Source organism: Mucilaginibacter polytrichastri, from assembly GCF_001911425.1.
Classification (GTDB): Bacteria; Bacteroidota; Bacteroidia; order Sphingobacteriales; family Sphingobacteriaceae; genus Mucilaginibacter; species Mucilaginibacter polytrichastri.
This window is the reverse complement of sequence record NZ_MPPL01000001.1, coordinates 2,875,334-2,901,446: the sequence shown is the minus strand read 5'-3', so window position 1 is coordinate 2,901,446 and position 26,113 is coordinate 2,875,334. Positions and strand designations below refer to the sequence as shown.

27 protein-coding genes are annotated in these 26,113 nt (G+C 41.3%); 15 read left to right on the top strand and 12 right to left on the bottom strand.

What is annotated here, in order from left to right; genetic code table 11:
• The first annotated feature begins 107 nt into the window (after nucleotides 1-107).
• From RG47T_RS12330 to ccsA, 5 genes are all read left to right on the top strand, one after another.
• Nucleotides 108-782, top strand: coding sequence for a cytochrome c biogenesis protein (locus RG47T_RS12330; protein ID WP_354524829.1), 675 nt, complete (start codon nucleotides 108-110; stop codon nucleotides 780-782).
• A 1-nt stretch (nucleotide 783) separates the two neighbouring features.
• On the top strand, nucleotides 784-993 hold the full coding sequence (locus tag RG47T_RS12325; RefSeq protein WP_074489748.1) for a CcmD family protein: 210 nt from the start codon (nucleotides 784-786) through the stop codon (nucleotides 991-993).
• Between the two features lie 43 nt (nucleotides 994-1,036).
• Nucleotides 1,037-2,470, top strand: a complete 1,434-nt coding sequence (locus RG47T_RS12320) for a Glu/Leu/Phe/Val family dehydrogenase (protein WP_074489747.1) — start codon at nucleotides 1,037-1,039, stop codon at nucleotides 2,468-2,470.
• 251 nt (nucleotides 2,471-2,721) lie between these two features.
• Nucleotides 2,722-3,132: a cytochrome c maturation protein CcmE domain-containing protein gene (locus RG47T_RS12315; protein WP_074489746.1), complete on the top strand. Its 411-nt coding sequence runs from the start codon at nucleotides 2,722-2,724 to the stop codon at nucleotides 3,130-3,132.
• Between the two features lie 5 nt (nucleotides 3,133-3,137).
• Nucleotides 3,138-5,639 (top strand): cytochrome c biogenesis protein CcsA, encoded by a 2,502-nt coding sequence (gene ccsA / locus RG47T_RS12310; RefSeq protein WP_074489745.1) that lies wholly within the window; start codon nucleotides 3,138-3,140, stop codon nucleotides 5,637-5,639.
• A gap of 54 nt (nucleotides 5,640-5,693) precedes the next feature.
• Here the strand turns inward: ccsA and RG47T_RS12305 are convergent, their stop codons facing one another.
• Nucleotides 5,694-6,359, bottom strand: coding sequence for a hypothetical protein (locus RG47T_RS12305; protein WP_074489744.1), 666 nt, complete (start codon nucleotides 6,357-6,359; stop codon nucleotides 5,694-5,696).
• On the bottom strand, nucleotides 6,359-7,279 hold the full coding sequence (locus tag RG47T_RS12300) for an alpha/beta fold hydrolase (protein WP_074489743.1): 921 nt from the start codon (nucleotides 7,277-7,279) through the stop codon (nucleotides 6,359-6,361). Before RG47T_RS12300 ends, RG47T_RS12305 begins: the two co-directional genes overlap by 1 nt.
• Before the next feature lie 84 nt (nucleotides 7,280-7,363).
• Between RG47T_RS12300 and RG47T_RS12295 the strand changes: the two genes are divergently transcribed.
• The 5 genes from RG47T_RS12295 to RG47T_RS12275 all read left to right on the top strand — a co-directional run bounded on the left by RG47T_RS12295 (nucleotide 7,364) and on the right by RG47T_RS12275 (nucleotide 10,012).
• Nucleotides 7,364-8,131, top strand: coding sequence for a Rossmann-like and DUF2520 domain-containing protein (locus RG47T_RS12295; protein ID WP_074489742.1), 768 nt, complete (start codon nucleotides 7,364-7,366; stop codon nucleotides 8,129-8,131).
• A 35-nt stretch (nucleotides 8,132-8,166) separates the two neighbouring features.
• Nucleotides 8,167-8,499, top strand: coding sequence for a 2Fe-2S iron-sulfur cluster-binding protein (locus RG47T_RS12290; RefSeq protein ID WP_074489741.1), 333 nt, complete (start codon nucleotides 8,167-8,169; stop codon nucleotides 8,497-8,499).
• A 96-nt stretch (nucleotides 8,500-8,595) separates the two neighbouring features.
• A complete protein-coding gene (gene iscX, locus RG47T_RS12285; protein ID WP_074489740.1) occupies nucleotides 8,596-8,835 on the top strand; it encodes a Fe-S cluster assembly protein IscX in 240 nt (79 codons plus the stop codon).
• An 8-nt stretch (nucleotides 8,836-8,843) separates the two neighbouring features.
• Nucleotides 8,844-9,356 (top strand): KdsC family phosphatase, encoded by a 513-nt coding sequence (locus tag RG47T_RS12280; protein WP_074489739.1) that lies wholly within the window; start codon nucleotides 8,844-8,846, stop codon nucleotides 9,354-9,356.
• Nucleotides 9,357-9,430: 74 nt separating this feature from the next.
• Entirely contained in the window at nucleotides 9,431-10,012 is a 582-nt protein-coding gene (locus tag RG47T_RS12275) for a Maf family nucleotide pyrophosphatase (protein ID WP_074489738.1), read from the top strand.
• 172 nt (nucleotides 10,013-10,184) lie between these two features.
• Here the strand turns inward: RG47T_RS12275 and RG47T_RS12270 are convergent, their stop codons facing one another.
• On the bottom strand, nucleotides 10,185-12,170 hold the full coding sequence (locus RG47T_RS12270) for a M1 family metallopeptidase (protein WP_074489737.1): 1,986 nt from the start codon (nucleotides 12,168-12,170) through the stop codon (nucleotides 10,185-10,187).
• A 269-nt stretch (nucleotides 12,171-12,439) separates the two neighbouring features.
• Here RG47T_RS12270 and RG47T_RS25555 point away from each other — a divergent pair, with 269 nt between their 5' ends.
• Both RG47T_RS25555 and RG47T_RS12265 read left to right on the top strand, forming a co-directional pair.
• Nucleotides 12,440-12,844 carry an ABC transporter permease gene (locus RG47T_RS25555; protein WP_083627393.1) on the top strand — a complete coding sequence of 135 codons (405 nt, stop codon included), beginning with the start codon at nucleotides 12,440-12,442 and terminating at the stop codon, nucleotides 12,842-12,844.
• Between the two features lie 108 nt (nucleotides 12,845-12,952).
• Complete coding sequence (locus tag RG47T_RS12265; RefSeq protein WP_083627392.1) at nucleotides 12,953-14,899, top strand: ABC transporter permease; 1,947 nt, start codon at nucleotides 12,953-12,955, stop codon at nucleotides 14,897-14,899.
• Between the two features lie 70 nt (nucleotides 14,900-14,969).
• On the opposite strand, the gene RG47T_RS12260 is transcribed toward RG47T_RS12265, so the two are convergent.
• The 3 genes from RG47T_RS12260 to RG47T_RS12250 form a co-directional block, all read right to left on the bottom strand.
• Nucleotides 14,970-15,896, bottom strand: coding sequence for a Ppx/GppA phosphatase family protein (locus RG47T_RS12260; RefSeq protein ID WP_074489736.1), 927 nt, complete (start codon nucleotides 15,894-15,896; stop codon nucleotides 14,970-14,972).
• Nucleotides 15,897-16,034: 138 nt separating this feature from the next.
• Nucleotides 16,035-17,285, bottom strand: a complete 1,251-nt coding sequence (locus tag RG47T_RS12255; RefSeq protein WP_074489735.1) for an ABC transporter permease — start codon at nucleotides 17,283-17,285, stop codon at nucleotides 16,035-16,037.
• Between the two features lie 3 nt (nucleotides 17,286-17,288).
• On the bottom strand, nucleotides 17,289-18,197 hold the full coding sequence (locus RG47T_RS12250) for an ABC transporter ATP-binding protein (RefSeq protein ID WP_074489734.1): 909 nt from the start codon (nucleotides 18,195-18,197) through the stop codon (nucleotides 17,289-17,291).
• Nucleotides 18,198-18,285: 88 nt separating this feature from the next.
• On the opposite strand from RG47T_RS12250, the gene RG47T_RS12245 reads away from it, so the two are divergent.
• Nucleotides 18,286-19,653 carry a Fic family protein gene (locus RG47T_RS12245; RefSeq protein ID WP_074489733.1) on the top strand — a complete coding sequence of 456 codons (1,368 nt, stop codon included), beginning with the start codon at nucleotides 18,286-18,288 and terminating at the stop codon, nucleotides 19,651-19,653.
• Nucleotides 19,654-19,694: 41 nt separating this feature from the next.
• On the opposite strand, the gene dnaJ is transcribed toward RG47T_RS12245, so the two are convergent.
• The 5 genes from dnaJ to RG47T_RS12220 form a co-directional block, all read right to left on the bottom strand.
• The gene (gene dnaJ / locus RG47T_RS12240) at nucleotides 19,695-20,870 is read right to left on the bottom strand and encodes a molecular chaperone DnaJ (RefSeq protein ID WP_074489732.1); all 1,176 of its coding nucleotides are present in this window, start codon (nucleotides 20,868-20,870) and stop codon (nucleotides 19,695-19,697) included.
• A gap of 104 nt (nucleotides 20,871-20,974) precedes the next feature.
• Nucleotides 20,975-21,595, bottom strand: coding sequence for a nucleotide exchange factor GrpE (locus RG47T_RS12235; protein ID WP_245770814.1), 621 nt, complete (start codon nucleotides 21,593-21,595; stop codon nucleotides 20,975-20,977).
• 186 nt (nucleotides 21,596-21,781) lie between these two features.
• Nucleotides 21,782-22,465 carry a cell division ATP-binding protein FtsE gene (locus RG47T_RS12230; protein ID WP_074489731.1) on the bottom strand — a complete coding sequence of 228 codons (684 nt, stop codon included), beginning with the start codon at nucleotides 22,463-22,465 and terminating at the stop codon, nucleotides 21,782-21,784.
• A 5-nt stretch (nucleotides 22,466-22,470) separates the two neighbouring features.
• The gene (locus tag RG47T_RS12225) at nucleotides 22,471-22,674 is read right to left on the bottom strand and encodes a fructose-6-phosphate aldolase (protein WP_074489730.1); all 204 of its coding nucleotides are present in this window, start codon (nucleotides 22,672-22,674) and stop codon (nucleotides 22,471-22,473) included.
• Nucleotides 22,675-22,840: 166 nt separating this feature from the next.
• Nucleotides 22,841-23,863 carry an aldehyde dehydrogenase family protein gene (locus tag RG47T_RS12220; RefSeq protein ID WP_074489729.1) on the bottom strand — a complete coding sequence of 341 codons (1,023 nt, stop codon included), beginning with the start codon at nucleotides 23,861-23,863 and terminating at the stop codon, nucleotides 22,841-22,843.
• Nucleotides 23,864-23,966: 103 nt separating this feature from the next.
• On the opposite strand from RG47T_RS12220, the gene RG47T_RS12215 reads away from it, so the two are divergent.
• On the top strand, nucleotides 23,967-24,320 hold the full coding sequence (locus tag RG47T_RS12215) for a 4Fe-4S dicluster domain-containing protein (protein WP_074489728.1): 354 nt from the start codon (nucleotides 23,967-23,969) through the stop codon (nucleotides 24,318-24,320).
• A gap of 134 nt (nucleotides 24,321-24,454) precedes the next feature.
• Nucleotides 24,455-25,213: a C40 family peptidase gene (locus RG47T_RS12210; protein WP_074489727.1), complete on the top strand. Its 759-nt coding sequence runs from the start codon at nucleotides 24,455-24,457 to the stop codon at nucleotides 25,211-25,213.
• Here RG47T_RS12210 and RG47T_RS12205 read toward each other — a convergent pair.
• Nucleotides 25,210-26,112 (bottom strand): WD40 repeat domain-containing protein, encoded by a 903-nt coding sequence (locus tag RG47T_RS12205; protein ID WP_074489726.1) that lies wholly within the window; start codon nucleotides 26,110-26,112, stop codon nucleotides 25,210-25,212. The genes RG47T_RS12210 and RG47T_RS12205 overlap by 4 nt on opposite strands.
• Between the last annotated feature and the right edge of the window lies 1 nt (nucleotide 26,113).

Genomic DNA, 26,113 nt, shown 5'->3' with positions numbered 1-26,113 from the left:
AACTTAACACAGCAATAGGCAGGTAACAATATTACTATTGTAAATCTTCTATGCACGCATAATAAAATTGTGTTATTTGCTTAGCTTTGCTGCGTTTTTCTAAACAAATGAAGTTTATTTATCAAACCTGGTGGAAAGTACTTACCGTACTTGTTATCCTTTACACGTTAGTTGCAGGCCTGCTTTTGGGAGTACCCCGGCTGCCCATTATGCACGAAACCATCCGAAATGTTTATTTTCACGTACCTATGTGGATGGCCATGTTTACAGTCTTTACCATATCGGTGGTTTACAGCATCAAATACCTGATGACAGGCAAACCCGAGCACGATCTTATTGCAGTTGAATGCGCCAATACAGGTGTGTTTTTCTTTGTAGTGGGTTTGGTTACCGGTATGATGTGGGCCAAGTATACCTGGGGCGAATATTGGAGCAACGACCCTAAGCAAAACAGTGCAGCTATTGCCTTTTTGCTTTATTGTGCCTACCTGGTGTTGCGTAACTCTATCGATGAAGAACAAAAACGCGCCAAAATTTCGGCAGTATATAACATATTTGCCTTCCCGGTAATGGTGGTGCTAATTATGATATTACCGCGCATGACAGATTCATTACACCCCGGCAATGGTGGTAACCCTGCCTTTGGTAAGCTGGATCTGGATAACCGCATGCGTGTGGTGCTTTACCCTGCGTTTATAGCATGGAGCTTTATGGGCGTATGGATAGCCTCGGTTCGCTACCGCATCAGCCTGATTGAATACAAAAAAAATGCGATTGAATAATATGAAGAAAATTGCCCTTATAGTACTGCTGCTCATCAGTTTTATACCTGTTTTTGCCCAGCCGGGCCAGGATGTAGAGATGGCAGACACGCTTCGCAGTAGTGGTAGAATATATGTTGTGGTAGCCACCATAACCATTGTTTTTATTGGATTGGCTATCTATTTATTCACAATTGACAGGCGTTTGAAAAAACTTGAAAACGATAAATAGTTTTCACTGTATTTAAACCAATTATATACTCAATATTTTAATTATGGCTAATAATATGAATGCCGCATACGGGGACACCCACTTTTTTGGAGACGTATGTAAAAACTTTGATTACGCAGCCCAATTCACCAAACATGATGCAGGTTTGTTAGATCAGATTAAATCATGTAATAGTGTTTACCGTTTCCGTTTCCCTATCCGTAAAGGAAACGGTTTCGAGGTTATTGATGCATGGCGTGTAGAGCACTCGCACCACCAGTCGCCAACCAAAGGCGGTATCCGCTACAGCGAAATGGTTAATGAGGACGAAGTAATGGCGCTTGCTGCCTTAATGACCTACAAATGTGCCATTGTAAATGTGCCGTTTGGTGGTGCAAAAGGTGGTATCAAAATCAACCCAAAAAACTATACCGTACAAGAGCTTGAAAATATAACCCGCCGTTATACAGTAGAGTTAATTAAAAAGAATTTCATCGGTCCAAGTATCGACGTACCCGCACCAGATTATGGATCGGGCGAACGCGAGATGAGCTGGATTGCCGATACATACGCAACCATGAACCCGGGCCAGCTGGACGCTTTGGGCTGCGTTACCGGTAAACCAATTGCATTGCACGGTATTGCCGGTAGAAGAGAAGCTACCGGTCGTGGTGTGGCGATTGCCATCCGTGAGTGTGTGAGCGTTGGTGAGGATATGCAAAAGATTGGCCTAACCGCTGGTATTGCCGGTAAAAGGGTAATTGTACAGGGTTTAGGTAATGTGGGCTTTTACTCAGCTAAGTTTTTGGCCGAATTTGGTGCCATCATCGTTGGCCTTTGCGAGTTTGAAGGCGCTATCTACAACGATAACGGTTTAGATGTTGAAGCCGTATTTAATCATCGTAAAGAAACCGGATCTATTTTAGGATACCCTGGTGCAAAAGAATTTAAAAACTCAGGAGAAGGCCTAGAGCAACCATGTGATATATTAGTACCTGCAGCGCTGGAGAATCAGATTACTGCTGAAAACGTTGGCCGCCTGCAAACCAAAATTATTGCAGAAGGTGCCAACGGGCCAACCAGCCCCGAAGCGGAGGCTGCATTTTATGAAGCTGGTGGTATGATTATCCCGGATATGTATGCTAACGCCGGTGGTGTTACCGTATCATATTTCGAATGGTTAAAAAACCTTTCGCACGTGGCATTTGGCCGTATGAACCGCCGTTTCGAAGAAAACTCGAATCTTAACCTGGTTAACATGGTTGAGGGTATTACAGGTACTTCATTAACGCCTTTACAACGTACTACGATTATCAAAGGTGCATCTGAGTTAGAGTTGGTAAACTCTGGCTTAGAAGACACCATGATCCGTTCATACCACGAGATCCGCGAGATATTCAAAGGCGAAAGCAAAATTGATACTTTGCGTACCGCTGCATTAGTAGGCTCTATTAATAAAATCGCAGTGTCATACCAAAATTTAGGTATCTGGCCGTGATCTTTTAATAGAATCAAGAAATAAGAATCAAGATAGAAAAGCCGCTTTGCATTGCAGAGTGGCTTTTTTTGATGGATAATTTCACAAATTTGTCAATGCAATGACAAATTTGTCAGGCGCCCCGGTTCTTTACTCGCTTTTGAATTAATTACCAAAGAACGATTCTAAATAAGAGATATGTGCTGTAATAAACATTATTAGCCACACGTTTTGTATTTTTGCAGTTCAGTTTTCAGGAAACCAAATTATTCATGAAAAAAAGTTCAATCATCGGCATCATCGTAATTGCTGTCGCAATAGCGGTTATCATCAGTACATATTCAAGCTCCAGTACATACGGTTCTTTTAAAGATGCTGCAAAAACAACGAGTTCGTTACAGGTTGTTGGCCATTTAGTTAAAGACAAACAACTGTATTACGATGCCCACAAGGATGCCAATTACTTCTCTTTTTACATGACCGATAACAAAGGCCAGGAGTGTAAAATTGTTTTTACGGGTACCAAACCACAAGATTTTGAGCGTTCGGAGCAAATTGTATTAACCGGCCAAATGCAGGGTAATGAGTTCCATGCTTCAAAAATTTTGATGAAGTGCCCGTCTAAATACACGCAGGATAAAGTAGAGATCACAGAAACCAAAGCCAAAACGGCTAATATTTAATTTGAATGGATACAGCTTTTAAAGGCGAACACCTTTTACCGGGCCACTTAGGCCAGTTCTTTATTATTTTAGCATTCGGTTCTGCGCTTTTATCGGCCATCAGCTATTACTTTGCAACTACCTCCACTAATAAGCTCGACAAATCGTGGTTCTTTTTAGGGCGAATAAGCTTTTTTGTGAACAGCCTCTCTGTAGTAAGTATTGGTGCATGTTTATTCTACATCATTTACAATAACCTTTTCGAATACCATTACGCCTGGGCGCACTCATCGCGTAAGTTGCCTGTATATTACATCATTTCCAGTTATTGGGAAGGGCAGGAGGGTAGTTTCTGGCTGTGGGGTTTCTGGCAGGCGGTTTTAGGTAACCTAATGATCTGGAAAGCCAAGACTTTTGAAAAACCGGTGATGACGGTTATTGCCCTATCACAAACCTTACTGGCTTCTATGCTTATAGGTGTGGAGTTATTTGGTACACGCGTAGGTAGCTCGCCGTTCATCCTGTTACGCCAGGCTATTGAAGGGCCAATTTTCAGTCGCCCGGATTATCTTACTTTTATAAAGGATGGTAACGGTTTAAACCCGCTGCTGCAAAATTACTGGATGGTTATCCACCCGCCAACCTTGTTCTTAGGCTTTGCATCAATGGTAATTCCGTTTGCTTATGCTGTAGCAGGTTTATGGCAGCGGAGGTATAAAGAGTGGGTTCAGCCTGCTATATCTTATGCTTTGTTTGCCGTAATGGTATTAGGTACTGGTATTATTATGGGTTCATTCTGGGCTTATGAATCATTAAATTTTGGCGGTTTTTGGGCCTGGGACCCGGTAGAGAATGCTTCGGTTATCCCGTGGTTAACCCTTATTGCTGCCGTACACGTGCTGATTGTTTACAAAAATACTGGTCACTCTTATTTTACAGCTACTTTTTTAGTATTAATCAGCTTTGTGCTGGTACTATATGCATCTTTCCTTACCCGTAGTGGTATTTTGGGCGAAACTTCGGTACACGCTTTTACCGACCTGGGGATGAAATGGCACCTGGTTATAGATGTGCTGATATTTTTGGCTATCTGTATTTACCTGGTGGTATCCCGCTGGAAAGAACTGCCAATTACCAAAAAAGACGAGGAAACTTATTCGCGCGAGTTTTGGATGTTTGTGGGCGCTATATTTTTAGGCCTGTCATGTTTCCACCTAACGCTGGTTACCTCTATCCCCGTTTGGAACTGGATCTTCGGCACTAAACTGGCCCCGCCTACAGAGCCTATTAAACATTACAACGTAATACAAGCCTCGTTTGCAGTAGTAGTAACTCTGCTTACAGGTTTTGCACAGTTTTTAAAGTATAAAAAAACAGATAGCGCAAGGTTTTTTATCACTGCTGTAGTGTACCTGGTATTCTCTGTTTTAGTAGGCGGACTGATTATCTATGTAACCGGTATCTACAAACTCCACTTTGTATTCTCGCTGGTAATGATGGGGGCAGTGTTCACCGTACTGGCAAATGCTAAGGTACTGGCTGATGTATTGAAAGGCAAGGTAAAACTAGCCGGATCTGCCGTGGCGCACATCGGGTTTGGCCTGATACTGGTAGGTGCACTTATTGCTGCAGGTACAAGCACTGTGGTTTCGCAGAATAATAGCGGTATTGGTTACGGTGATGAATTTGCCAAAACATCAAACCCGAAAGAAAACATTATGCTGTACAAAAACCAGCCTATCCAAATGGGTGGTTATACAGTAACTTATTTTGGCGATTCGGTAGTTGCGCCTAACCACTACTTTAAGGTTGATTATAAAAAGATAAATGCGGCCGGTAAAGTGACGGAAGAGTTTGTGTTGAAACCAAATTCGCAGGCTAACAACAAGATGGGATTGGTTTCATCGCCGGACACCAAGCATTACCTGTTTCATGATCTGTACACACACGTTACCATGGCGCCAATTAAGGCCGATCTGGATGGCGAAGATGGCGGCCACAGCGAAACAGATGATGATAAAAACTACGATGCCCCGGTATCGCATGAAGTTGCCGTTGGTGATACCATCCGTTTTAGAGAAGGTTTTATGGTTTTAAAAAGCCTTAATAAAGAAAGCCACGTAGAAAACATCCCGTTAAAAGGTACCGATGTTGCCGTTGGTGCAGCATTCGAGATCTTTTCGCACGAAAAAACTTATAAAGCCGAGCCTGTATTTATGATCAAAGGCGGCAATGCTTTTGACTTTGCCCGTAAGGTTGATGATGCCGGTTTAAAACTGCGTTTCTCTAAAATTATCCCGGAGCAAAACAAAGTTGAGATCCAGGTTTTCCAACAACCGGAGAGCAAGAAACCATATATTGTAATGAAGGCTATTAATTTCCCTTACATTAACTTCTTCTGGTCTGGTACCATTATTATGGTTATTGGCTTCCTGATGTCAATCTTCCGCAGAAATAAAGAGCTGAGAATTGCAGAAGCTAACGCAGAAAGTAAAAGTGCGAAACCAGGTAAGTTGCAAAAAGCATAACGGAGTATAAATTCGTAAACAAAGAAGCCTGATCAATCTAATTGATCAGGCTTCTTAATTTTGTAGTGTCCCGGTTTTAATTCCCAGGCTGATAAAATACTTCTTTAGTATATCATATTTTTGATTGCACAACGTTCCTATGCCTATTCTTTGTGAGAGTGATTTCGCATTTTGGCATTCAAAGCAAATCTCTATGTAATCAAATACTTTTCCATTTCTATCCAAAAAGATAAGAGCGTTTCTTGGCTCAAAGCAAGTTCCCTGCGAAAAACCGGCAATCTCATCTTTTAAACGATAATCGGTATTAAAAATAATATTCGTCAAAGCATTAATTTGCTGCTCATTTAGCGCAATAAATTCGGTTAACGTTCTCGTATCAATTTTTCCTTCTTTGATGTGCAAACCTGTTGGAAGCTGAATTCTCACGGAATCGGGGTTAAACCGTTTCCCATCCTTTCCAATGTATATATTTGGCTCAGGCTCTTCAGCGTGATAAGAAACTACAACTATCTTTGATGCTTCAACAAAGGGATATTTCTTTAAGCGTTGGCTTATGGAATAGCGTTTTGTGAAAACACAATCATCGTAGTAATCTTTATGCCTGTTTTGTAATTCGAACAGTGCTTTGGGAGTTTTATATAGGGACTTATTCTTTACATGGGTTGGATGTTGTAACCATAAATGGCACAATAGTGAAATGAAGCTTAAGGTATTAATCATTACTGTTTTAAAAACGACGTAATCTTAGCATTAACCGTATCAGCTTTTTCAATAGATGGCAGGTGAGCTGCATCAGCAACCGGGAAGAAATCTGTTTTTAATACACTTCGTATCGAGTCGCTGTATTTAAAGGGCACAGTCTGGTCTTCTTTTCCCCAGATTAATAGCACCGGTTTGTTATTAGTGTTAAGGCAAGCGCTGCTTTCAAGTCCGTTATATGGGTAATTATAAAAGGTTGACGCAATGGCCCACCTGAAGTTTTTGTAGCCCATTTGTACTTTATATTGCGTTACCCAATGGGGATGTTTGAGCGGGTATTTAAAATCGCTTAATTGCCCCATTGCACGGTCGTCGGCGGTAATGGCTTCTTCAAATATGGTTACAAACTGGGGTACTGCAGGCCGCACATTCTTATATCCGGGATCAATCAATACCACTTTGTTTACAAGCTCGGGGTGCAGGCAGGCAAAATCGGTAGTAACTTCGCCGCCAAATGAAATACCTGCCAAACTAACGGGTGTACGTAAATGAAGTTTAGTGATCAATTCACTAAGCTGATCCATATACAGGGCTTTATTATAACTGATGTATGGGCGATCGGAGAAACCCCTGCCATACATATCGTAACGAATAACCCTGAATCCTTGCTTAACCAAATATTCAAAGGTGCCATCCCAAATATAATAGGGAACACTAAAGCCATGGATCAGTATAACTGCTTTACCAGTATCGGGCCCGGCTATCTGGTAGTGTGTATAACCGTGGCCCAGCATCACATATTGACCGCCTGCGTTTTTACGGTCAGCATCAGTAATTTTTTTCTTTTCCTGATCTTTTAAGAGGTATAAGCCTCCTATTAAAATACTTATTGTGACCAGCAGAAACAGAATAGTTACGGTAATTACTTTAAATATTTTCATAAGGAAGCAATTAATAACAGATGACCCTAATATAGCACTTTTTAAAAAGTTAATTTTGGTATTTAATATTGTAACAAAAAAAGTATGCGAATTACAATGATAGGCTCGGGCAACGTTAGTACACACTTAGCTGCTGCCCTAAAAAATGCCGGGCATCGTATAGTGCAGGTATATAGCCCTAACATGGGGCATGCATCACTATTAGCTTATCATGTAGGGGCCGAAGCAACTGATGATATCAGCCTGATTATGGCAGATACAGATCTGTTTATCATAGCAGTTAAAGATGATGCCATTGAGGCTGTTGCAAAGCAGCTGGTGCTACATGAACGACTCATTGTGCATACATCAGGCGCTACCGAATTACAGGTTTTAATGCAGGCAACAGCCAATGCAGGCGTTTTTTACCCTTTACAAACCTTTAGCAAGGATAAAGAGCTGGATTTTCGCACTGTACCCTTATGCATTGAGGGGGCAAACGAAGCTATCACCAAACAACTGATTGAACTGGGGCAAACTATCAGCAATAATATTTACCGGGTTGATAGCGCCCAGCGGAAAATATTGCACCTTTCGGCGGTGTTTGCCTGTAATTTCCCTAATTACTTATACTACGTAGCGCAAAAAATATTGGCTCAGCACCAGCTTGATTTTAACCTGTTAAGGCCATTAATTATGGAAACGGCAGTGAAAGTTCAGCAGCAATTTCCGGCAGTGGTGCAAACCGGCCCGGCGGTGCGTAATGACAGGCAAACCATAGCTGCTCACCTGCAATTATTGGATGATAATGTTTTTTTACAAACCCTTTACCAATTACTGAGTGAAGGTGTGATGAAAATGGATAAAAACTGAACCACGGCCTAAGTAATTTTGTTACTTTTGCGCCGATGAATGTTTATAACATTAAAATAAATTTTGAGGAAAAGAACCACGAAGCTGTGGTGCTACCAATAGCCGAAGGAGAATCGGTTTTGGATGTTTGCCTGGAGAACGGAATTGAGCTGCAGCACAATTGCGGAGGTGTTTGCGGTTGCAGTACCTGCCACATATATGTTAACAAGGGAATGGATAACGTGCAGGAGATCTCTGATAAAGAAGAGGACTTTATTGACCGTGCCGTTAACCCGCATATTACATCGAGACTGGGTTGCCAGTGTGTGATGATTGGTGGTGATATTGAAGTTACCCTGCCAGATCAGTCGGCATTTATGGGGCACTAATTTACCTTGACGTTTTACGGTTAAAGTAATACGTTTTGAATGATTACAATTGATAAATAACGTAAACGCACAGCGTTAAGCGTATAACATAAAAATATGCAAGATAAATTTGCCCTACCAATCCATTGGAATGATCACGAAGACATTGCAATGGGACTTTATGAAAAGTTTGGCGATGATTTTGGTGAATCGAAAATATACCGCATCAGGTTTACAGACCTATTAGAATGGGTTTTATCTATACCTGATTTTGCTGGTACCCGCGAGGAAAGTACTGAAGGGCACCTGGAGCAAATTCAGAGTGCCTGGGTTTATGAATGGCGCGATAATCAATAACATATAAAATGCTGGACAAACTTAAAGATATAACCACCTTTATATTTGATGTGGATGGTGTGCTTACAGACGGCTCTGTATATGTAACAGATTCGGGCGAGCAGGGCCGGCAGTTTAATATTAAAGATGGTTATGCCATTCAGCTGGCTGTTAAATGCGGCTATAATGTGTGTGCCATATCGGGCAGCCGTTCTAAAATTGCGCTGCACCGCTTAAATAGTTTAGGTGTGCAGGATGTGCATATTGGCGCACATACCAAAACACTTAACTTTAAAAGTTACGTGGAAGAAAAAGGGATTAACCCGCAAAATGTATTATACATGGGCGATGATATCCCCGACCTGGAAGTAATGAAACTGGTTGGATTACCCGTTTGCCCCGCCGATGCTGCCGAAGAAATCAAAGCTGTAAGTACTTATATTTCGCCAATTGCAGGTGGCCGTGGTTGCGTACGCGATGTGATTGAGAAAGTGCTTAAAATTCAGCAAAAATGGATGGGAGAGCAGGCCTACAGCTGGTAAATCAGTTGTGAGTTGCCAGTTACGAGTTGTGAGTGAAACATACAATGACTAACCAATGTCCAATGACTAAATAAATGAAAGCAATACATCATCTTCCCCCAATTATATTAGCATCTAAATCTCCGCGCAGGCAAGAATTGCTGCGGCTGATGGACGTTGACTTTAAAGTGGTATTGAAAGAGGTAGACGAATCGTACCCGGATAATCTTACCCCCGAAGAAGTAGCTGTTTATATAGCCGAGAAAAAGGCCAAAGCTTATGACGAGGCATTAGGTGATGAAATTGTGCTTACTGCCGATACCATTGTTTGCATTGATGATCTGATACTGGGTAAACCCGAGTCTGCCGAACACGCCGTAGAAATGCTGCAACTGTTATCTGGCCGTGTACACCGCGTAATAACAGGTGTGTGTATCCTATATAAACATCAATACAATAAGTTTTTTGATGTGTCTGAGGTGTTTTTCCGTAAACTAACTGATACAGAGATCATAACCTACGTGGAAAAATACAAGCCATTAGATAAAGCAGGGGCCTATGGCATCCAGGAGTGGATTGGCTTAACCGGCATTGAAAAAATCAATGGTTCATATACCAATGTAGTTGGCCTGCCAACAGAAAAATTATATCAACAGTTAATAAGAGTGATTAAGTAGAGTAAGTACAGACTAGCTTTACGCAATAGTATAAATCCCAGGATAAAAAAGAAACGGCCAGATTATTAATCTGGCCGTTTCTTTTTTATCACCGACCGTCATGCTTAACTTGTTTCAGCATCTCACAGGGCGGGCCTGCTGCTAAGTATGCGACAATAGATAACTTGCAATCTTACTTCACCTTTATTACATTATTGGCCCTGTTAATATCGGGCAGGGCGTGGTCTGGATCTAATTTTATCTCGCTTACTTCCTTGGTAGTTGGTATGCTAATAGTAGTGGTACGGTTTTGCAACCAGGTTTCAACCGGTAATTGCATGCGTGATTGTCCGCCGTTTTTAAAAGTTACTTCTATTGTTAAAGGCATGGCCATTTGCTCCTTATTGGCTATGGTTATCTGGAGACCTTTTTTAGCGTTTTTGTCAATATATTTGGCCTCGATAAGGGCAATGTCCAGTTTGTAGTTATTAAGGTACCAGCCGCGCCAAAACCATGCTAGATCTTCACCTGCACCATTCTCCATCGAGCGGAAAAAATCTTCGGGCTGCGGGTGTTTATAAGCCCATTTCTGGATATAGTTTTTAAAGGCATAGTCAAAGCGGTCTTTACCTAAAATTTGCTCGCGCAGTAATACCAATCCTAAAGCGGGTTTAAAGTAAACAATAGGGTGGCGGTATTTCTCGGGCACGGCATCGGCATTGGTCATAATAACGGGGGCATCCGGGTCGCTGATGATGGGTACAATTTCATCGGCAGGGTAACCGCCGCCGGGCGCATATTCGCCATCACGTTTAGGGGCAAATTCGCCGTGATTTACCACGTCAGAAGCATAGATATCAATAAAGGTGTTAAAGCCTTCATCCATCCAGCCAAAGCGACGCTCGTCCGATCCTACAATCATCGGGAACCAGTTGTGCCCAATCTCGTGCGCGGTGATCCAGAACAAGTCTTTACCACTATCGGTTATGCCATCAAATACAATGCCTGGGTATTCCATACCACCGGCTATACCGGCTTCGTTAATGGCAACTGGATAAGGATATACAAACCATTTTTGCGAAAAGTATTCAATCGATTTTTTGAGGTATTCGGTCGCGCGGTCCCATTTGTCGGTACCGGCGCTTTCTACCGGATAAACAGACATGGCCAATGATGTTTTATTGTTAGGCAAATTAACTTTTGCTGCATCCCAAACATAAGCCGCCGAGGCGCCAAAGGCTACATCGCGGGTGTTTTGCATTTTAAAGTGCCAGGTAAGCTCGGCTTTGGCCGGGCGCGATTTTGGATCGGTTACCTCGGCAACTGTACGAATCATCACTGTTTTATCACTGTTCCTCGCTGCATTTAAACGGCTGATCTGCGCAGGGGTTAATACCTCAGCGGAATTAACCAATTCGCCCGACCCGGCTACGATCATATTACCGGGCACGGTAACCTCGTAATCAAAATCGCCGTACTCACAGTAAAACTCGCCGCTGCCTAAAAATGGAAGTGTATCCCAGCCTTGCGAATCGTCATAAACGCACATACGCGGGTACCACTGTGCAATTTCATAGATCTTGCCATTTTTGGTATCGGTATAATCGGTGCGGTTACCAAATGAGCCGGGTATGGTGTATTTATAAGTGATCAGGATATTGATCTTGCCACCGTTTGCCGCTAGGTCTTTATTTAACCTGATCTGTAAACGGGTGTCTGTTACGGTATAATTTACTTTATCAATCTTGCCATTCTGGCTTACCTGCACAGAGGCCAGCTGGTAGCCGTTGGTATGCTGCGTAGCACCCAAGCCGGTGAAATAGTTAGATCGGGCATCAGATTTGTAAGTATTTTGATCCAGCTGAAGCCACAGGTAGCCCAGGTCTTCTGGGCTGTTATTAGTGTAGGTGATTATCTCTGTTGCGCTTAGTGTTTTATTAGTAGTGTCAATTTTAGCCTTAAGTATATAGTCGGCCCGGTTTTGCCAGTACTTTGGCCCCGGGTTACCGTTTGCCGAATGAAATTCATTCCCTTTTTGTTGGTGAAACAGCGGCTTGAACAAATCGGGTGCGTAATAATTTGAGGTAACGGTATCCGCAGCTGTAGTTTGGTGTTTTTGGGCATTAACAGAAGCGGCAAACAGCAAAATGCTGCAGCATAGGGTCGATGTAATCTTCATGGGGCAGTGTAAAAGATGCAGCAATATACAACGTTTTTAATATTCTGTAAAATGTGCGCATTCAATTGATTCAAATACTTGTTATGATACTGAGAATAGAGATACTTTAACTATATTTTATTCTTTGCCGGCGGTGTATCAAAATCGCACACCTGCTGTTCACAAACGTACGTAGATGAGTTGTTGTTTATTTTTAATTAATTGATTATTAATATTTTATGTATTTGGTACGGTATTGTTAACCAATTTTTCGATTAATCGGTTTTATCATGATTAGAAATTACTTTAAAATAGCATTTCGTAATTTTTGGCGGCATAAGTTATTTACGCTGATTAACATCATTGGCTTAACCATCGGCATTACCGCGGCTTTGGTAATCTATCTTATTGTATATTTTGATTTTACGTTTGATAAGTTGCATCCCGAAGGCGACCGGATTTACCGTGTAGTTTCTTACTATGGTTATAATGGTGAAAGTGGATATAATGATGGAGTAACAGCGGCATTGCCGCTTGCTGTGAAGGGCGAAGTTTCGGGGCTTACGGAGTCTGCACCCTTGCGTACCATGTACCAACCGAACATTTTGGTTCCAGATGGATCTAAGGCACCGGCGAAGTTTAGAAACCAGTCTGACGTGATATTGGCTGACGGAAGATTTTTTAATATTTTCTAGTATCAATGGCTGGCCGGGTCGGCAAAAACTTCATTAAAGGCGCCCTTTCAGGTTGTATTAACCGCTAAACAAGCCAAAATATATTTCCCTAAGCTTAATTACAGTCAGATGCTGGGTAAGCAAATTATTTATGGCGACAGCATTAAAACGTTTGTTAGCGGTATAGTGGCCGATTTAAAGGGAAACACCGACATTACATTTCATGATTTTGTTTCATTCAGCACTATTTATAGGGTGAAGGAATTATATGACGATGTAGCGGAAAAACAATGGGGGTCTACAAGTTCGTCGTCGCAATTTTATATTAAGCTAAACAAGAATGTTACTGCCGAAAATGTGGAACGGCAGATGAATGATCTGATTAAAAAGCGCAATCCCGAAATGAAGCAAAATAGTGTGGATTTTCATAAGTTTATATTGGAGCCATTAAGTGATCTGCACTTTAACGGAAACTTTAATACTTACAGCAACGGCAGGGTTGCAAATAAAAACACACTTTATGGCCTGCTACTTATTGCCCTGTTTTTATTGGTGCTAGGCTGCATTAATTTTATAAACCTTACCACTGCGCAAGCTTCTCAACGGGCTAAAGAAATAGGCATCCGTAAAACAATGGGGAGCAGCCGTGCACAATTGGTTGTTCAGTTACTAAGCGAAACCTTTGTAATTACCCTATTTTCGGTAATTATAGCAATAGGTTTGTCTCCGTTTATATTAAAACTCTTTGCCGATTTTATTCCCAAGGGAGTAGAAGCCGACCTATTACAATTACCGATAATTGCGTTTCTTATTTTGCTTACGCTTACAGTAAGCTTTTTATCCGGTTTTTATCCGGCTATTGTATTATCAAGCTTTAAGCCTGCAGCGGTATTAAAAAATCAGGTAAATACATCTACCAATAAAAGCCGTAATGCCTGGCTGCGAAAATCTTTAACAGTTACGCAGTTTGTAATAGCGCAGTTTTTTATCATGGCAACTGTGCTGGTTAGCAAGCAGATTTACTTTGTATTACATAAAGATCTTGGCTTTAAAAAAGATGCCATTGTTGTAATTGACACGCCTTATAAAAGTATGAATACCAACAAAAGGCAAATTTTGATGGACAAGTTAAACGCCATGCCACAAATTAGGTTGATGAGCTATGGTGATGAACCACCTTCGTCTGATAATACCAACAGTTATGGTAGCAGTTACAAGGACGGAAAAAAAGAGATAAAATCTGATTTACAGGTAAAATACGGAGATCCTAATTATCTAAATGTATATCAGTTTAAATTATTAAGTGGCCGCAACTTAAGATTGGGTGATAGTTCAAAAGCAATTGTGATTAACGCTTCGTACGCCAAACTAATAGGCTTTAAAGATCCAAGTGACGCGGAAGGCACTTACATTAATTTTAATGAGGCCAATACAGAAGTTGTAGGTATAATATCAGATTTTTACCAGCAATCTTTACATAATGGAATTAAGCCCTTGGGTATTATTTTACCCGATAAATATCATAAACGTATTATCCATATTGCCTTAAAACCACAAACCGCCAATGGAAATGAATGGAAAACGGCAATAAGCGGCATGCAAAAAGCTTGGAAAGAAGTATACCCTGAAGATGATTTTGAATATCATTTTTTTGATGAAAAAATTGCTAAGTTTTATGAAAGCGAACAGCATACGTCTACCTTATTAAGTTGGGCTACCGGCTTATGTATTTTTATCAGCTGCCTCGGCCTGTTAGGCTTAGCCATGTACACTACTAACCTGCGTACCAAAGAAATAGGCGTGCGGAAGGTGCTTGGTGCTACAGTAGCGCAAATTGTAACCCTGCTATCGGCCGAATTGGTATGGCTGGTATTGCTGGCTTTTGTGCTGGTAACCCCGATAGCCTGGTTTGCCATGCAAAAATGGATGCAGAATTTTACCTATCGTACTACCATTAGTTGGTGGGTATTTGCGCTAAGCGGGGGAGGGATGTTGCTAACAGCATTCATTACGCTAAGTTTTCAAACAATTAAGGCAGCGATTGCAAACCCCGCAAGGAGTTTAAAAAGCGAATAGGGCAGTTATAGGTCAATGATGATTAATGGAAGCTAATTTGTCTTGATTCCTTGACTCTCGATTCTATTTCCTAAGACATCATTTCGGCTAATACGCCTTCTTTCAAAGAGTAGGCCGACATGCAAACTTTGTTGATATTTAGCTTTTGCATGAGGTATCGGGTAACTATGGATGCAACAACGATCATGTCAACCCGTACCGGAATAATAGATGGATTGTTGAGCCTTTGCTGGTGCGAAGAATGGATAAGGTTGTCGGTTAAGTTAATAAGATCTGCGGTGTCAAACTGGTAACTTTTAAATTTCTTGAGGTCGAATTCGTTGCCTTTCGTTCGTTCGGACAGTTCGGCAAAGGTTTCAAATGCACCCGATGAGCCAATCAGGTTTTCGATATTATAGCGCCCGGCTACCATATAAAAGTCGGGAAGTATGCTATCAATATATTGGTGTATTTCGGTAATAGAATCTGCCGGTATAGGGTCAATCTGATGAAACTTATCCATCAACCGTGCCGCACCAATTTCGAAGCTTTGCTTCCAGAAAATCTGCTTATTATTGGCAATGATAAACTCGATGCTCCCCCCGCCAATATCCAGTATCAGGCTGGTTGCTTCGCTTAATACATCCGATGCCTTAACGCCGTAAAATATATAGCTGGCTTCGCTGTCGCCATTAATGGTTTCTATCCGGATGCCTGTTTCGGCTTTTACCTGGTCTATAAAATCTTTGCCATTGGCGGCACTGCGCATGGCCGAGGTTGCAATGGCCTTAACTTCCTTAACACCATAATATTCGATGTATTGCTGAAAGCTTTTCATGGTTTGCAACCCGCGTTCAAAAGCAGCCGGCTGTATAAGGCCCTTATTAATGCCGCCTTCGCCCAGTTTCACGGCAACGTGGTCATGGCGTAGCTCTTTCAGGTCGTTTGATAGGCCCTCTACTATGAGCAAATGAAAAGTGTTTGTGCCGAGGTCCATTACGGCTACCCGTTTTCGCATAGGTTTGTTCACTTATCCCAAAGGAGAGAATCGACTGTTTTGTTTTTAAATGTAAAAACTAATCGGCATAATTTACACTCATCGCAAAGTGATATTATACTTAAGCTATTTAAAATCTCCTTTAGGGGGCAGAGGGGCTTACTCTTTATAAAAGAACCATTTAACTATTTCTTTATAGCTGGCTTTTTTGCCATACATTAATACGCCAACCCGGTAAATACGCGATGCGACATAAGTTGTAAACAAAAAACCCACCACCATTAAAAACATAGAAAGCTCCAGTTGCCATGCAGGCACACCAAAGGGTAACCGTACCATCATAGCTACAGGCGCGGTAAAAGGTATTATAGATAACCAAACCGCTAAAGGGCTATCTGGTGCTTGAAACAAAATACTTACAGATAGGATATAAGTAAAAAGCAGTGGTAAGGTAATTGGGAACATAAATTGCTGCGTCTCCGTTTCGCTGTCAACTGCCGAACCTACAGCGGCAAATAAGGCGCTATAAAGCAGATAGCCGGTTAAAAAATAAAATATGAAACAGCCAAGTATGTACCCAAATGGGATGGTTTGCAAAACGGCCAAAATACTCATCATAGAACCTTGTGGTGAATGCAAAGCCTGACCTGCAATTTTTGTGGATATAACAGACAGTATGATCCATGCTGCAAATTGCGTAAGCCCAACCAGCCCAACGCCAATGATTTTACCCAGCATTAACTGAAATGGTTTTACTGACGAAATGATCACCTCGATAATACGGCTTGTTTTTTCTTCTATAACCCCACGCATTACCTGTGCGCCATAAATAAATAACGACATGTAAATTAATATAGCGCAGGCAATGCCAACGGTAACATTGGCGCCAACATTGGCATTTTTATCCCCCGTTTCTGTAATTTCAATCGCATTTAATGAGATGCTGCTTTTTATAGAATGCAGAAATGCGGTATCAATATGATGCTCCATTAAGCTCGTATTCACGGCAATATCATTCATTTGCTTCTCAATTTCTCCTGTCAACTTAAACGATGGCTTCTTTTTGGAGAAAATTTCGACACTATTAGGCTTGCTGTTATAATTGGCAGGGATATAGAGTGTTAATACGCTGTCTGTTGTTATGTTCGATTTCGCTTCTTTTAAAGATTGATTGATGGTTTGGAACTTAATTTTTTTAGAGTTGTGAAATTTTCCTTTAAAAATACCGCTTTCGTCAACAACTTTAACGGTTTGTTCGCTCGTTATCTGATCGCTGTTTTTGCTTACCATCGCAATAATGCCGCCCATAGCCAAAATAAGGGCGGGCACCACAAATATCATAATGATAAAAGACTTCTTTCTGACGCGGGTTAGATACTCGCGCTGTATGATGAGTAAAACTTTTTGCATGGCTTAAGGGATTAGGTTTACTTTTTCGATAAATATTTCGTTCATGCTTGGGATTACCTCCTGCAGCATATTTACACGAACGCGTGGAATCATATATTGCAGTACGTGATTAGAGTTATGGCCTTCTTTAAGCTTGATCTTGATGATGTAAGTACTGTCGCCCTCGTTAATTTCCGAATTAACTTCAAAGGGCTGGTTGCCATCAAAATCAATTCTTTCGCCCGCATACTCAATCAAATAGGTATCGTTACGGTACGAGTTGCGGATGTGCTTAACTTTACCATCCAATATTTTGTGCGATTTGTGGATCAGCGCTATCGAGTCGCAGAGTTCTTCGACAGATTCCATACGGTGGGTAGAAAAAAGGATGGTTGCACCTTTACGGTTCAGATCCAGGATTTCATCTTTAATGATCTCGGCATTAACCGGGTCGAAACCACTGAACGGTTCATCCAGGATTATAAGTTCCGGCTCGTGCAATACAGTGGCTACAAACTGGGCTTTTTGCTGCATGCCCTTGGATAGTTCTTCTATCTTCATTTTCCACCAGCTTTCCATGCCGAGCTTTTCGAACCAGAATTTCAGCCTTTTTCTGGCTTCATCGCGGCTTAACCCTTTGAGCCTGGCCAGGTAAATCATCTGTTCGCCAATCTCCATCTTTTTGTACAGGCCACGTTCTTCGGGCAGATACCCGATCTGCTCAATGTGTGATTGATTAAGTTTTACACCGTTAAAAATTACCTCGCCCGAATCTGGTGCGGTAATTTGATTGATGATGCGGATAAGCGAAGTTTTACCGGCGCCATTAGGCCCAAGAAGGCCAAATATTTTGCCCTGTTCAACTTCTAAACTTACATCGCTCAACGCCGTGTGGCCGGCATATTGTTTCACAATGTTGCGAATACTAAGCATGGGATAGTTTGAGGTTAATTAGATTTCTAAATTAGAGAAATGATTGGTGATATTGTTACATAGGTACTCTTATTTCTATATTTATAAAATGAACCTCGATCTGGAAATAGAATTTAGCAAAGCCGATATTATTAAGGACGTTGAAAGTCTGAAAAATCAGATAGATGCTATGCGCCCTTTGCCTGCTGATGTGGAGGGTAGGGTGATGCAAAAACTCCGTTTGGATTGGAATTATAACTCCAATGCAATTGAAGGTAATAAGTTGAATTATGGGGAAACAACAGCTCTGTTAATGCATGGAATTACAGCAAAAGGAAAACCTTTAAAAGATCATTTAGATATACAAGGACATAATGAAGCTATTAATTATTTAATAGGTTTGGTAAAAGATCCGCGACCTATTACTGAAACAGATATTCGCACATTGCATGAAATTATTCTTGGTGAACCTAAGGTGATCCAGGCAGAAACTACAGAAGGGTTGCCAACTACTAAAACAATGATAGTAGGGGATTATAAAAAGCTACCGAACCATGTTAGAACTAAAACCGGAGAGATACATTATTATGCAACTCCTGAAGAAGTCCCTGCTAAGATGGAGGAGTTAATGAATTGGTATTATGAAGCACTAAATAATTCACAAATTAATCCTGTAGTAGTAAGTGCTTTATTTCATCATAAATTCGTTGCTATACATCCATTTGATGATGGGAATGGTAGGATGGCAAGAATTCTAATGAATCTAATTTTGATGAGAAGCGGTTATCCTGTAACAGTAATTAAGACCGATAATAAAGATAATTATTATGCATTATTAAGTAGAGCAGATGTTGGAGATAACTGGCCGTTTATTGAATATATAGTTGAACGAGCAAAAAATTCATTACAGTTATATCTCAAAGCGGCGAGGGGAGGGGACATTGATGAAGATGAGGATATAGACAAAGAAATTGCTTTGTTTAAGATGGAGCTGAAAAATGAAATAACTCTCAAAGAGAAAAAAACAAAAGATATAGTTATTAAGGTGATTACCAATGAATTATTTCCTTTAATAGAAAGTATAATAACTAAAGAAAAAAAAATAAGCGAATTCTTTTTTAGTTCTTCTTTTCAAATAAGAATTTACTATAAAGCGGATTCGAAAGATCAATATGAATATGATAGCTACCCCTTCGCTGATTCATTTATTAAGAAATTAGATCAAAGTTATTCAAAACTTGAATTTGAAAGTCGATACATAGAATTTAAAGATGATAAAAATAGTTTTAACTCAATATTAAAGGTGTATTTCGAGTTTGATACTTACCATTATAGATTCAATGTCGAACAGGAATCAAATATGATAAATAAACTGTATCATGAATCTTTTAGCATTGAAGAGAAAAATTTAATTACTAAGGTTATCATCAATAATATACAAAAACTTATAAAAGATAGTTTAACAAAAAAGGCATAATAATATGCCTTTTTTGTTAAACTATTTTTATTCTTCAACCGTTACTCAAAATATTCCTTCATCCGTTCGAAAAAGCTTTTTTCGTTTTTGCCGGGGTTGGGTTTGAAGTTTGGTGAGCTTTGCAGCTTTTCGAGAGTTTCGCGTTCTTCGCGACTCAGGGCTTTTGGAGTCCAGATGTTGATGTGTACCAGCTGGTCGCCGCGATGGTAGGAGTTAACCTCGGGTACGCCTTTGCCTTTTAATCTTAATATTTTACCACCTTGTGTGCCCGGCTCAATTTTAATTTTGGCTTTGCCATCAATTGTAGGTACTTCAACGCTCGATCCTATTGCGGCATCAACAAAGTTAATATGCAGGTCGTAGATGATGTTGTTACCATCGCGTTTTAAAGTTTCGTGAGGTATTTCTTCAATCAGGATGATCAAATCGCCCGGTACGCCACCACGAGGGGCTGCATTACCTTTACCGCTCATGCTCAACTGCATGCCTTCGCTTACGCCGGCAGGGATGTTGATGCTGATGGTTTCTTCGCCGCGTACAACACCATCGCCGTGGCATACATTACATTTTGAAGTAATTACAGAACCTTCGCCATTACAGGTAGGGCAGGTGCTGGTAGTTTGCATCTGGCCTAAAATGGTATTGGTAACCCGCCTAACCGCGCCCGAACCACCACAAGTAGAACAGGTTTGAAAAGCAGATTTATCTTTAGCGCCGCTACCTTCGCAGGTTTTACAAACTACTTGCTTGTTTACTTTAATTTTCTTTTCGGCTCCGCTGGCAATTTCTTCCAGGGTTAGCTTTACTTTAATGCGTAGGTTGCTGCCACGTGCTACCCTGCGGCCACCTGCACCACCACCCTGGCGACCGCCGCCGCCACCGAAAAAGCCTTCGAATGGGCTGCCACCGCCAAATATGTCGCCAAACTGGCTAAATATGTCGTTCATATCCATACCGCCACCGCCATAGCCGCCGCCTCCGTTTGGAGAGCTTGCGTTAGCTGCGTGGCCGAACTGATCGTACCGCTGGCGTTTTTCAGGGTTGCTTAATACTTCGTAAGCTTCTGCTGCTTCTTTAAAGCTTTCTTCTGCTTCCTTATCGCCCGGGTTTTTATCCGGGTGGTATTTAATGGCCATTTTGCGGTAAGCCTTTTTTACCTCATCCGCAGGTGCACCTTTTGCAACACCCAGTATATCATAATAATCTCTTTTTGCCATAATATTTTGAGTTATTAAGTTATTGGCTTATTAAGTTATTATTTTATCAACAACAACCATTTTACTCAATAACCTAATAGCTTAATAAACTTTAATAACTAAACTTATGCTCCAATTACCACTTTAGCAAAACGTATTACCTTATCATTCAGATAATAGCCTTTTTCCAGTTCGTCAACTACTTTACCTTTAAGGGCATCTGTAGGTGCGGGGATAGTGGTAATGCCTTCGTGTATGTCGGCATCAAAAGTGGTGCCTTTGGTTTCCATTTCTTTAAGGCCTTTAGCAGCCAGGATGCTTTTTAATTTGTTTTGCACTAATGCTACACCTTCTTTAACTGGTATAACATCTGTAGCGGTTTCCATGGCTTTAAGTGCACGTTCAAAATCGTCCAATACCGGCAGCATTGCAACTACGGTATCTTTACCGGCAGCCAGTCTTTCTTCAGCGCGTTCTTTGGTGGTACGTCGGCGGAAGTTATCAAACTCGGCATATAAACGCAGGTATTTATCATTTGCGCTTACCAGGTCGGCTTTCAATTTTTCTTCAACAGATAATCCCGGGGTTTCATCCTGGGCATCTTCAATAACCGGTGCATTCGGGTCAATATTCAATTCGTCTGCAAGCGGGTTTTCGTTTTGTTCGGTGTTTTCTGTAGTCACGTTATTTTTATTTTGAGATGCATTGTCAGTTTTTTTCTTACGCAGCATGTTCTTAAATATCATATTCAATAGGTGCAAAACAAGTATCCTGCCATAGCTGTATGTCAGTCAGCTTGGCAGTTTTTACTATAGTAGCAGTTGCAAAGTGGCAGATGGGGTGTTGTAGTGGCAGTGTTGGCTGGCAGTAGCAGCCAGTTCATAGTTCATGGCCGAAGCTTGTCTATGATCCATGAACTATGATCTATTAGCTTAGGCTATTTGCGCGTCTTCCAAAACTTTGCCGTTTTCGCACTTAATAATGCGCGAAGGGAAGGCTCGGATAATATGGTAATCGTGCGTGGCAATTAATACCGCCGTGCCCGATTGGCTGATCTGTTTCAGCAGCATTACAATTTCTTCTGAAGTATCAGGGTCTAAGTTACCGGTAGGTTCATCGGCCAAAATAATTTCCGGATCGTTTAACAGCGCACGTGCAATAACCACACGTTGCTGCTCGCCGCCCGAAAGTTCATGAGGCATTTTACGAACCTTGGACCGCAAGCCGACTTTTTCAAGCACGTCCATTGTTTTATCGGCAATCAGCTTTTTGTCTTTCCAGCCGGTTGCTTTCATTACAAATTGCAGGTTTTGCTCAACGGTACGGTCTGTTAATAACTGAAAATCCTGAAATACAATGCCCAGTTTACGGCGCAGGTAGGGAACCTCTTTAGATGCCAGGTTTTTTAACTGGTAACCGCATGCAGTACCTTCGCCGGCCGAAATTCCAAGGTCGCCGTAGATGATTTTTAGCAAGCTGCTTTTGCCCGAACCTGTTTGCCCGATAAGCCAAACAAAATCACCTTTATCAACATGCAGGTTAACGTTTGACAGTACCAGGTGTTTTTGCTGAAAAATGTCAACGTTTTGAAGTTTTATAATGGAGTTTCCAATCATCTTAATTAGAGTTCGAGTTTTAAAATTTGTCCAAAAGGCAGTTCATTAACCAGGTTCATAATGTATTCGGCTTTATCGGCCAATCCTACCTTATCAAGCGATTTCTCGGGCCTGTCTACACGGAAATAGGCCAGCAGTGTAAACTTTTCGTCGCGCAGCTGTACATAGTCTGGTATTTTGGCTACGCCTTTTACTTTTATAATGTACATTTTTTTAGCCCTTGCTTAGTGGTTAATAGTTAATATATTATGGTTCATAAGATCATAGTAGGAAATATAAACCAGACTCTTAATACCCACATACCAAAGGTATCGTTATTTTAAAGATTTGGCAAGAGTAGCTTACTATCAACTATGATCTATTAACTATCATCTATTAAAGATTTGACAAGAAATGCATCGTATCGATCCCATCTGCATAATCCCATAATTGGGGGTACTGGCTTTGGCCAAATGGTACCACCTGGCTGTTAATTTCCAGCCTCATCTGGCTTACTACGCATTGTATCTCCTGGCTGCGGTTGTTCAAGGTTTCAATGGCAGCATCAAGCGTGTCGTAATATTGATAAAACGTTACGGCAAGGGGCGAGGCTAAACGCTCATCTTCTTTAATCAACAAAAAGCCGTTGTCTAGATGCTTGTCGCGGTTTACCAGATAGATGGCCTTGTTATAATCGTAATTGTTATGGAACTTGTGATGATCGCCAACCGGGTTATACTCTTCTATCGCCTCAAAAAACGGAATAAAATCATAATCGCGCGGTACCAGCATGCTCGATACATTACGGCAACCCAGGCCGTAGTAATCAAAAATATCATGCCCAAGGCGGGTTAACTCTTCCGGGGTTTCGTACCCGCTGATCATGGCTACGCTGTTGCGGTTTTTGCGGATGATGTTGGGCACCTTGCCAAAATAGTAATCGAAATAGCGGGATGTATTATTGCTGCCGGTTGCTATTACGGCATCAAATTCTATCAAACGTTCTGTAAATACAAGCTGATTTGCCAAGGCCGGCTCAATTTCTACCAGCATTTGTAATATATGGGTAATTAGCCGCGAATCTTGAGTGGATAGCTTAATCAGTGCAATATTACCGGTAGCAAGCACGCAGATAATATCATGAAAACCAACCATGGGGATATTGCCGGCCAATATTAATCCAACCCGTTTTGGAGTAGCAGGATGATTGGGGTATTTATCCAGCCAGGTATGCAGGTCGGCATCGTTTAGCATGTTGCCTGCGGCTTTAACAGCTTGCATAACACTGGCTTGTGTAAACCATGCATTATGATAATGTTCATTGTTAATTACAGCCGATAAGGTTTCATCCGGTGCAGATAAGCGTTGCCCTAGTGTGTTAAATACGTTTATTATGTAATTTTTATCTTTTTGCGTCATATAGGATAAGGTTTTTTAAACCCTCGAAAAGCTTTTTTGTTATATTTGCAGTTGTATTTCCGAAAATACAAAGGTAACTCAGATATATAAGATTATAATAATTATGGCGATCAAAATCACCGACGAATGTATAAACTGCGGGGCATGTGAACCGGAATGTCCAAATAACGCTATTTACGACGCTGGCGCAGCATGGCGCTTTTCGGACGGTACAGGTTTGCGTGGGGTTATAGATTTTGGCGAAGGCAATACGCTGAATGCTGAAGAAACCCAGGCGGCTCTGTCTGACGATATATACTACATTGTACCCGATAAATGTACCGAGTGTGTGGGTTTCCACGACGAGCCTCAGTGTGCAGCCGTTTGCCCGGTTGATTGTTGTGTGGATGACGAAGATATCCGCGAAAGCGAAGAAGAATTATTAGCTAAAAAAGAGTGGCTTCACCTGGGTGAATAAGCATTCGTTTTGTTTAGTTTAAAAAAGGGTTCCGGTATTAACGGAACCTTTTTTATTGCCATTTATTGTAAAGAGTTTAAAATCTTTCTCCCTTGTTTGTTGGCTTTAATTCTAAATAAATATATTCGCCCTATATGGAATACGGTATTAGTAACCTGGCAATTATCCCTATGCGGAAAGAAGCCCGCGAACAAAGTGAAATGGTTTCGCAGCTTTTGTTTGGCGAGGTTTATGAAATAATGGAACGTACCGAAAAATGGGCCCGCATTATTGCTGCGCATGATGGGTATGAGGGCTGGATGAGTGTTAACCAAATTACCGCCATTACAGAAAGCGAGTACCTGCAATTTGCAGCAGATACTTTATTAACCAACAAAGCTATCAGTGCTATTGTAAAGCAATCAGACAGTACATTGGTGTACATTCCCTTCGGCAGTTTGTTACCCGGGGTTACCAATGGCTTATTGAAAATTGGTGAAGAACGTTACGAGGTGAGCAATACCACAGCCACTGGTGTTGACCTGCTGGCGCTGGCCCAATCATTTTTAAACACTCCTTATCTTTGGGGTGGCCGCACACACTTTGGCATTGATTGCTCCGGTTTGGTGCAGGCAGTTTTTCGCCAGCGTGGGCTAACTTTAAAGCGTGATGCCTATTTGCAGGCAGAAGAAGGTACCGTGGTTGACTTTTTGCCAGAAGTTAAGCCGGGCGATGTGGCATTTTTTGACAATGACGAAGGCCGTATTGTACACGTGGGCATCATGATGAATAATGAGCAAATTATCCATGCATCTGGCAGGGTGAAAATAGAGCGAATGGACGGTCAAGGCATTTATTCTGAAGAGTTTAAACGCTATACCCACAAACTGCGCATCATTAAGCGGTTTACTTAAAATTCAATATCCCAGCCCAGTACACGTTTATCATCACTTACGGAGATCAGCTGATCGCCAACCCAAGCCAGCTTATTGATAGAAAGCAGGTGGCATGCATAACCCTTTTCGCGGCTGATGATTTTGTACAGCTTAAAATCATCGGCACCCCAAATTTTAATGCTTTTATCCATACTTGCCGTAGCAAAATAGGGCAGGGTAGGGTGTGCTAAAATATGGTTCACTGCAAATAAATGTGCAGGTATGCTTTTTACTAATTCGAATGTAGTGGTATCCCAAATTTTAACCTGGGCATCGCGCCCGCCTGATAAAATGTAGCGCCCATCATTGGTATATTGTGTGGTAAATACAGCCATAGTATGGCCATACAACGTACTGAGCGGTGCATAATCATCGGTATGGTAAACCTGTACATTATTATCCCTGCAGCCAATAGCCATTTGTTTTTGGTTGGGCGATATGGCAATGGAACGGATGGTATCTGTTGATATTTTAATGGTGTGCAAAAGGTTCAGATCTTTTAAGTTCCAAACTGAAACTGAGCCGTCTTCTGATGCTATTAACAATTCGCCCTTATCTGCGATAGATTTAATGTCAAAAATCGGCTTGGTGTGCTGTTTAAGTGTAGTAATGATTTTTTGTTCGATAAAATTAAAAACTAAAACCTGCCCGTTACGCAAACCTACAAACATTAATGGTAAACCGACAGGGCAGTGTATAGCATAAACTGAACCGGGCACCTGGAACATTACTTTAATAAATTCCTGCTTTGTTAAGCTCCATTCTACCACCCCCTTATCGTTACCGCCGGTAAACAGCAGCCCCGGTTTTTGCGATAGTTCGGCAGAAAATATGGGGTTTTGGTGGCCTGTTAGTTCAAATGCTTGTTCTGCTTTCATG

Bases quoted from the DNA above. Each gene is read 5' to 3' on its own strand.
- RG47T_RS12330 (WP_354524829.1), top strand. From the start codon at position 108: ATGAAGTTTATTTATCAAACCTGGTGGAAAGTACTTACCGTACTTGTT.
- RG47T_RS12325 (WP_074489748.1), top strand. From the start codon at position 784: ATGAAGAAAATTGCCCTTATAGTACTGCTGCTCATCAGTTTTATACCT.
- RG47T_RS12320 (WP_074489747.1), top strand. From the start codon at position 1,037: ATGGCTAATAATATGAATGCCGCATACGGGGACACCCACTTTTTTGGA.
- RG47T_RS12315 (WP_074489746.1), top strand. From the start codon at position 2,722: ATGAAAAAAAGTTCAATCATCGGCATCATCGTAATTGCTGTCGCAATA.
- ccsA (WP_074489745.1), top strand. From the start codon at position 3,138: ATGGATACAGCTTTTAAAGGCGAACACCTTTTACCGGGCCACTTAGGC.
- RG47T_RS12305 (WP_074489744.1), bottom strand. From the start codon at position 6,359: ATGATTAATACCTTAAGCTTCATTTCACTATTGTGCCATTTATGGTTA.
- RG47T_RS12300 (WP_074489743.1), bottom strand. From the start codon at position 7,279: ATGAAAATATTTAAAGTAATTACCGTAACTATTCTGTTTCTGCTGGTC.
- RG47T_RS12295 (WP_074489742.1), top strand. From the start codon at position 7,364: ATGCGAATTACAATGATAGGCTCGGGCAACGTTAGTACACACTTAGCT.
- RG47T_RS12290 (WP_074489741.1), top strand. From the start codon at position 8,167: ATGAATGTTTATAACATTAAAATAAATTTTGAGGAAAAGAACCACGAA.
- iscX (WP_074489740.1), top strand. From the start codon at position 8,596: ATGCAAGATAAATTTGCCCTACCAATCCATTGGAATGATCACGAAGAC.
- RG47T_RS12280 (WP_074489739.1), top strand. From the start codon at position 8,844: ATGCTGGACAAACTTAAAGATATAACCACCTTTATATTTGATGTGGAT.
- RG47T_RS12275 (WP_074489738.1), top strand. From the start codon at position 9,431: ATGAAAGCAATACATCATCTTCCCCCAATTATATTAGCATCTAAATCT.
- RG47T_RS12270 (WP_074489737.1), bottom strand. From the start codon at position 12,170: ATGAAGATTACATCGACCCTATGCTGCAGCATTTTGCTGTTTGCCGCT.
- RG47T_RS25555 (WP_083627393.1), top strand. From the start codon at position 12,440: ATGATTAGAAATTACTTTAAAATAGCATTTCGTAATTTTTGGCGGCAT.
- RG47T_RS12265 (WP_083627392.1), top strand. From the start codon at position 12,953: ATGCTGGGTAAGCAAATTATTTATGGCGACAGCATTAAAACGTTTGTT.
- RG47T_RS12260 (WP_074489736.1), bottom strand. From the start codon at position 15,896: ATGCGAAAACGGGTAGCCGTAATGGACCTCGGCACAAACACTTTTCAT.
- RG47T_RS12255 (WP_074489735.1), bottom strand. From the start codon at position 17,285: ATGCAAAAAGTTTTACTCATCATACAGCGCGAGTATCTAACCCGCGTC.
- RG47T_RS12250 (WP_074489734.1), bottom strand. From the start codon at position 18,197: ATGCTTAGTATTCGCAACATTGTGAAACAATATGCCGGCCACACGGCG.
- RG47T_RS12245 (WP_074489733.1), top strand. From the start codon at position 18,286: ATGAACCTCGATCTGGAAATAGAATTTAGCAAAGCCGATATTATTAAG.
- dnaJ (WP_074489732.1), bottom strand. From the start codon at position 20,870: ATGGCAAAAAGAGATTATTATGATATACTGGGTGTTGCAAAAGGTGCA.
- RG47T_RS12235 (WP_245770814.1), bottom strand. From the start codon at position 21,595: ATGATATTTAAGAACATGCTGCGTAAGAAAAAAACTGACAATGCATCT.
- RG47T_RS12230 (WP_074489731.1), bottom strand. From the start codon at position 22,465: ATGATTGGAAACTCCATTATAAAACTTCAAAACGTTGACATTTTTCAG.
- RG47T_RS12225 (WP_074489730.1), bottom strand. From the start codon at position 22,674: ATGTACATTATAAAAGTAAAAGGCGTAGCCAAAATACCAGACTATGTA.
- RG47T_RS12220 (WP_074489729.1), bottom strand. From the start codon at position 23,863: ATGACGCAAAAAGATAAAAATTACATAATAAACGTATTTAACACACTA.
- RG47T_RS12215 (WP_074489728.1), top strand. From the start codon at position 23,967: ATGGCGATCAAAATCACCGACGAATGTATAAACTGCGGGGCATGTGAA.
- RG47T_RS12210 (WP_074489727.1), top strand. From the start codon at position 24,455: ATGGAATACGGTATTAGTAACCTGGCAATTATCCCTATGCGGAAAGAA.
- RG47T_RS12205 (WP_074489726.1), bottom strand. From the start codon at position 26,112: ATGAAAGCAGAACAAGCATTTGAACTAACAGGCCACCAAAACCCCATA.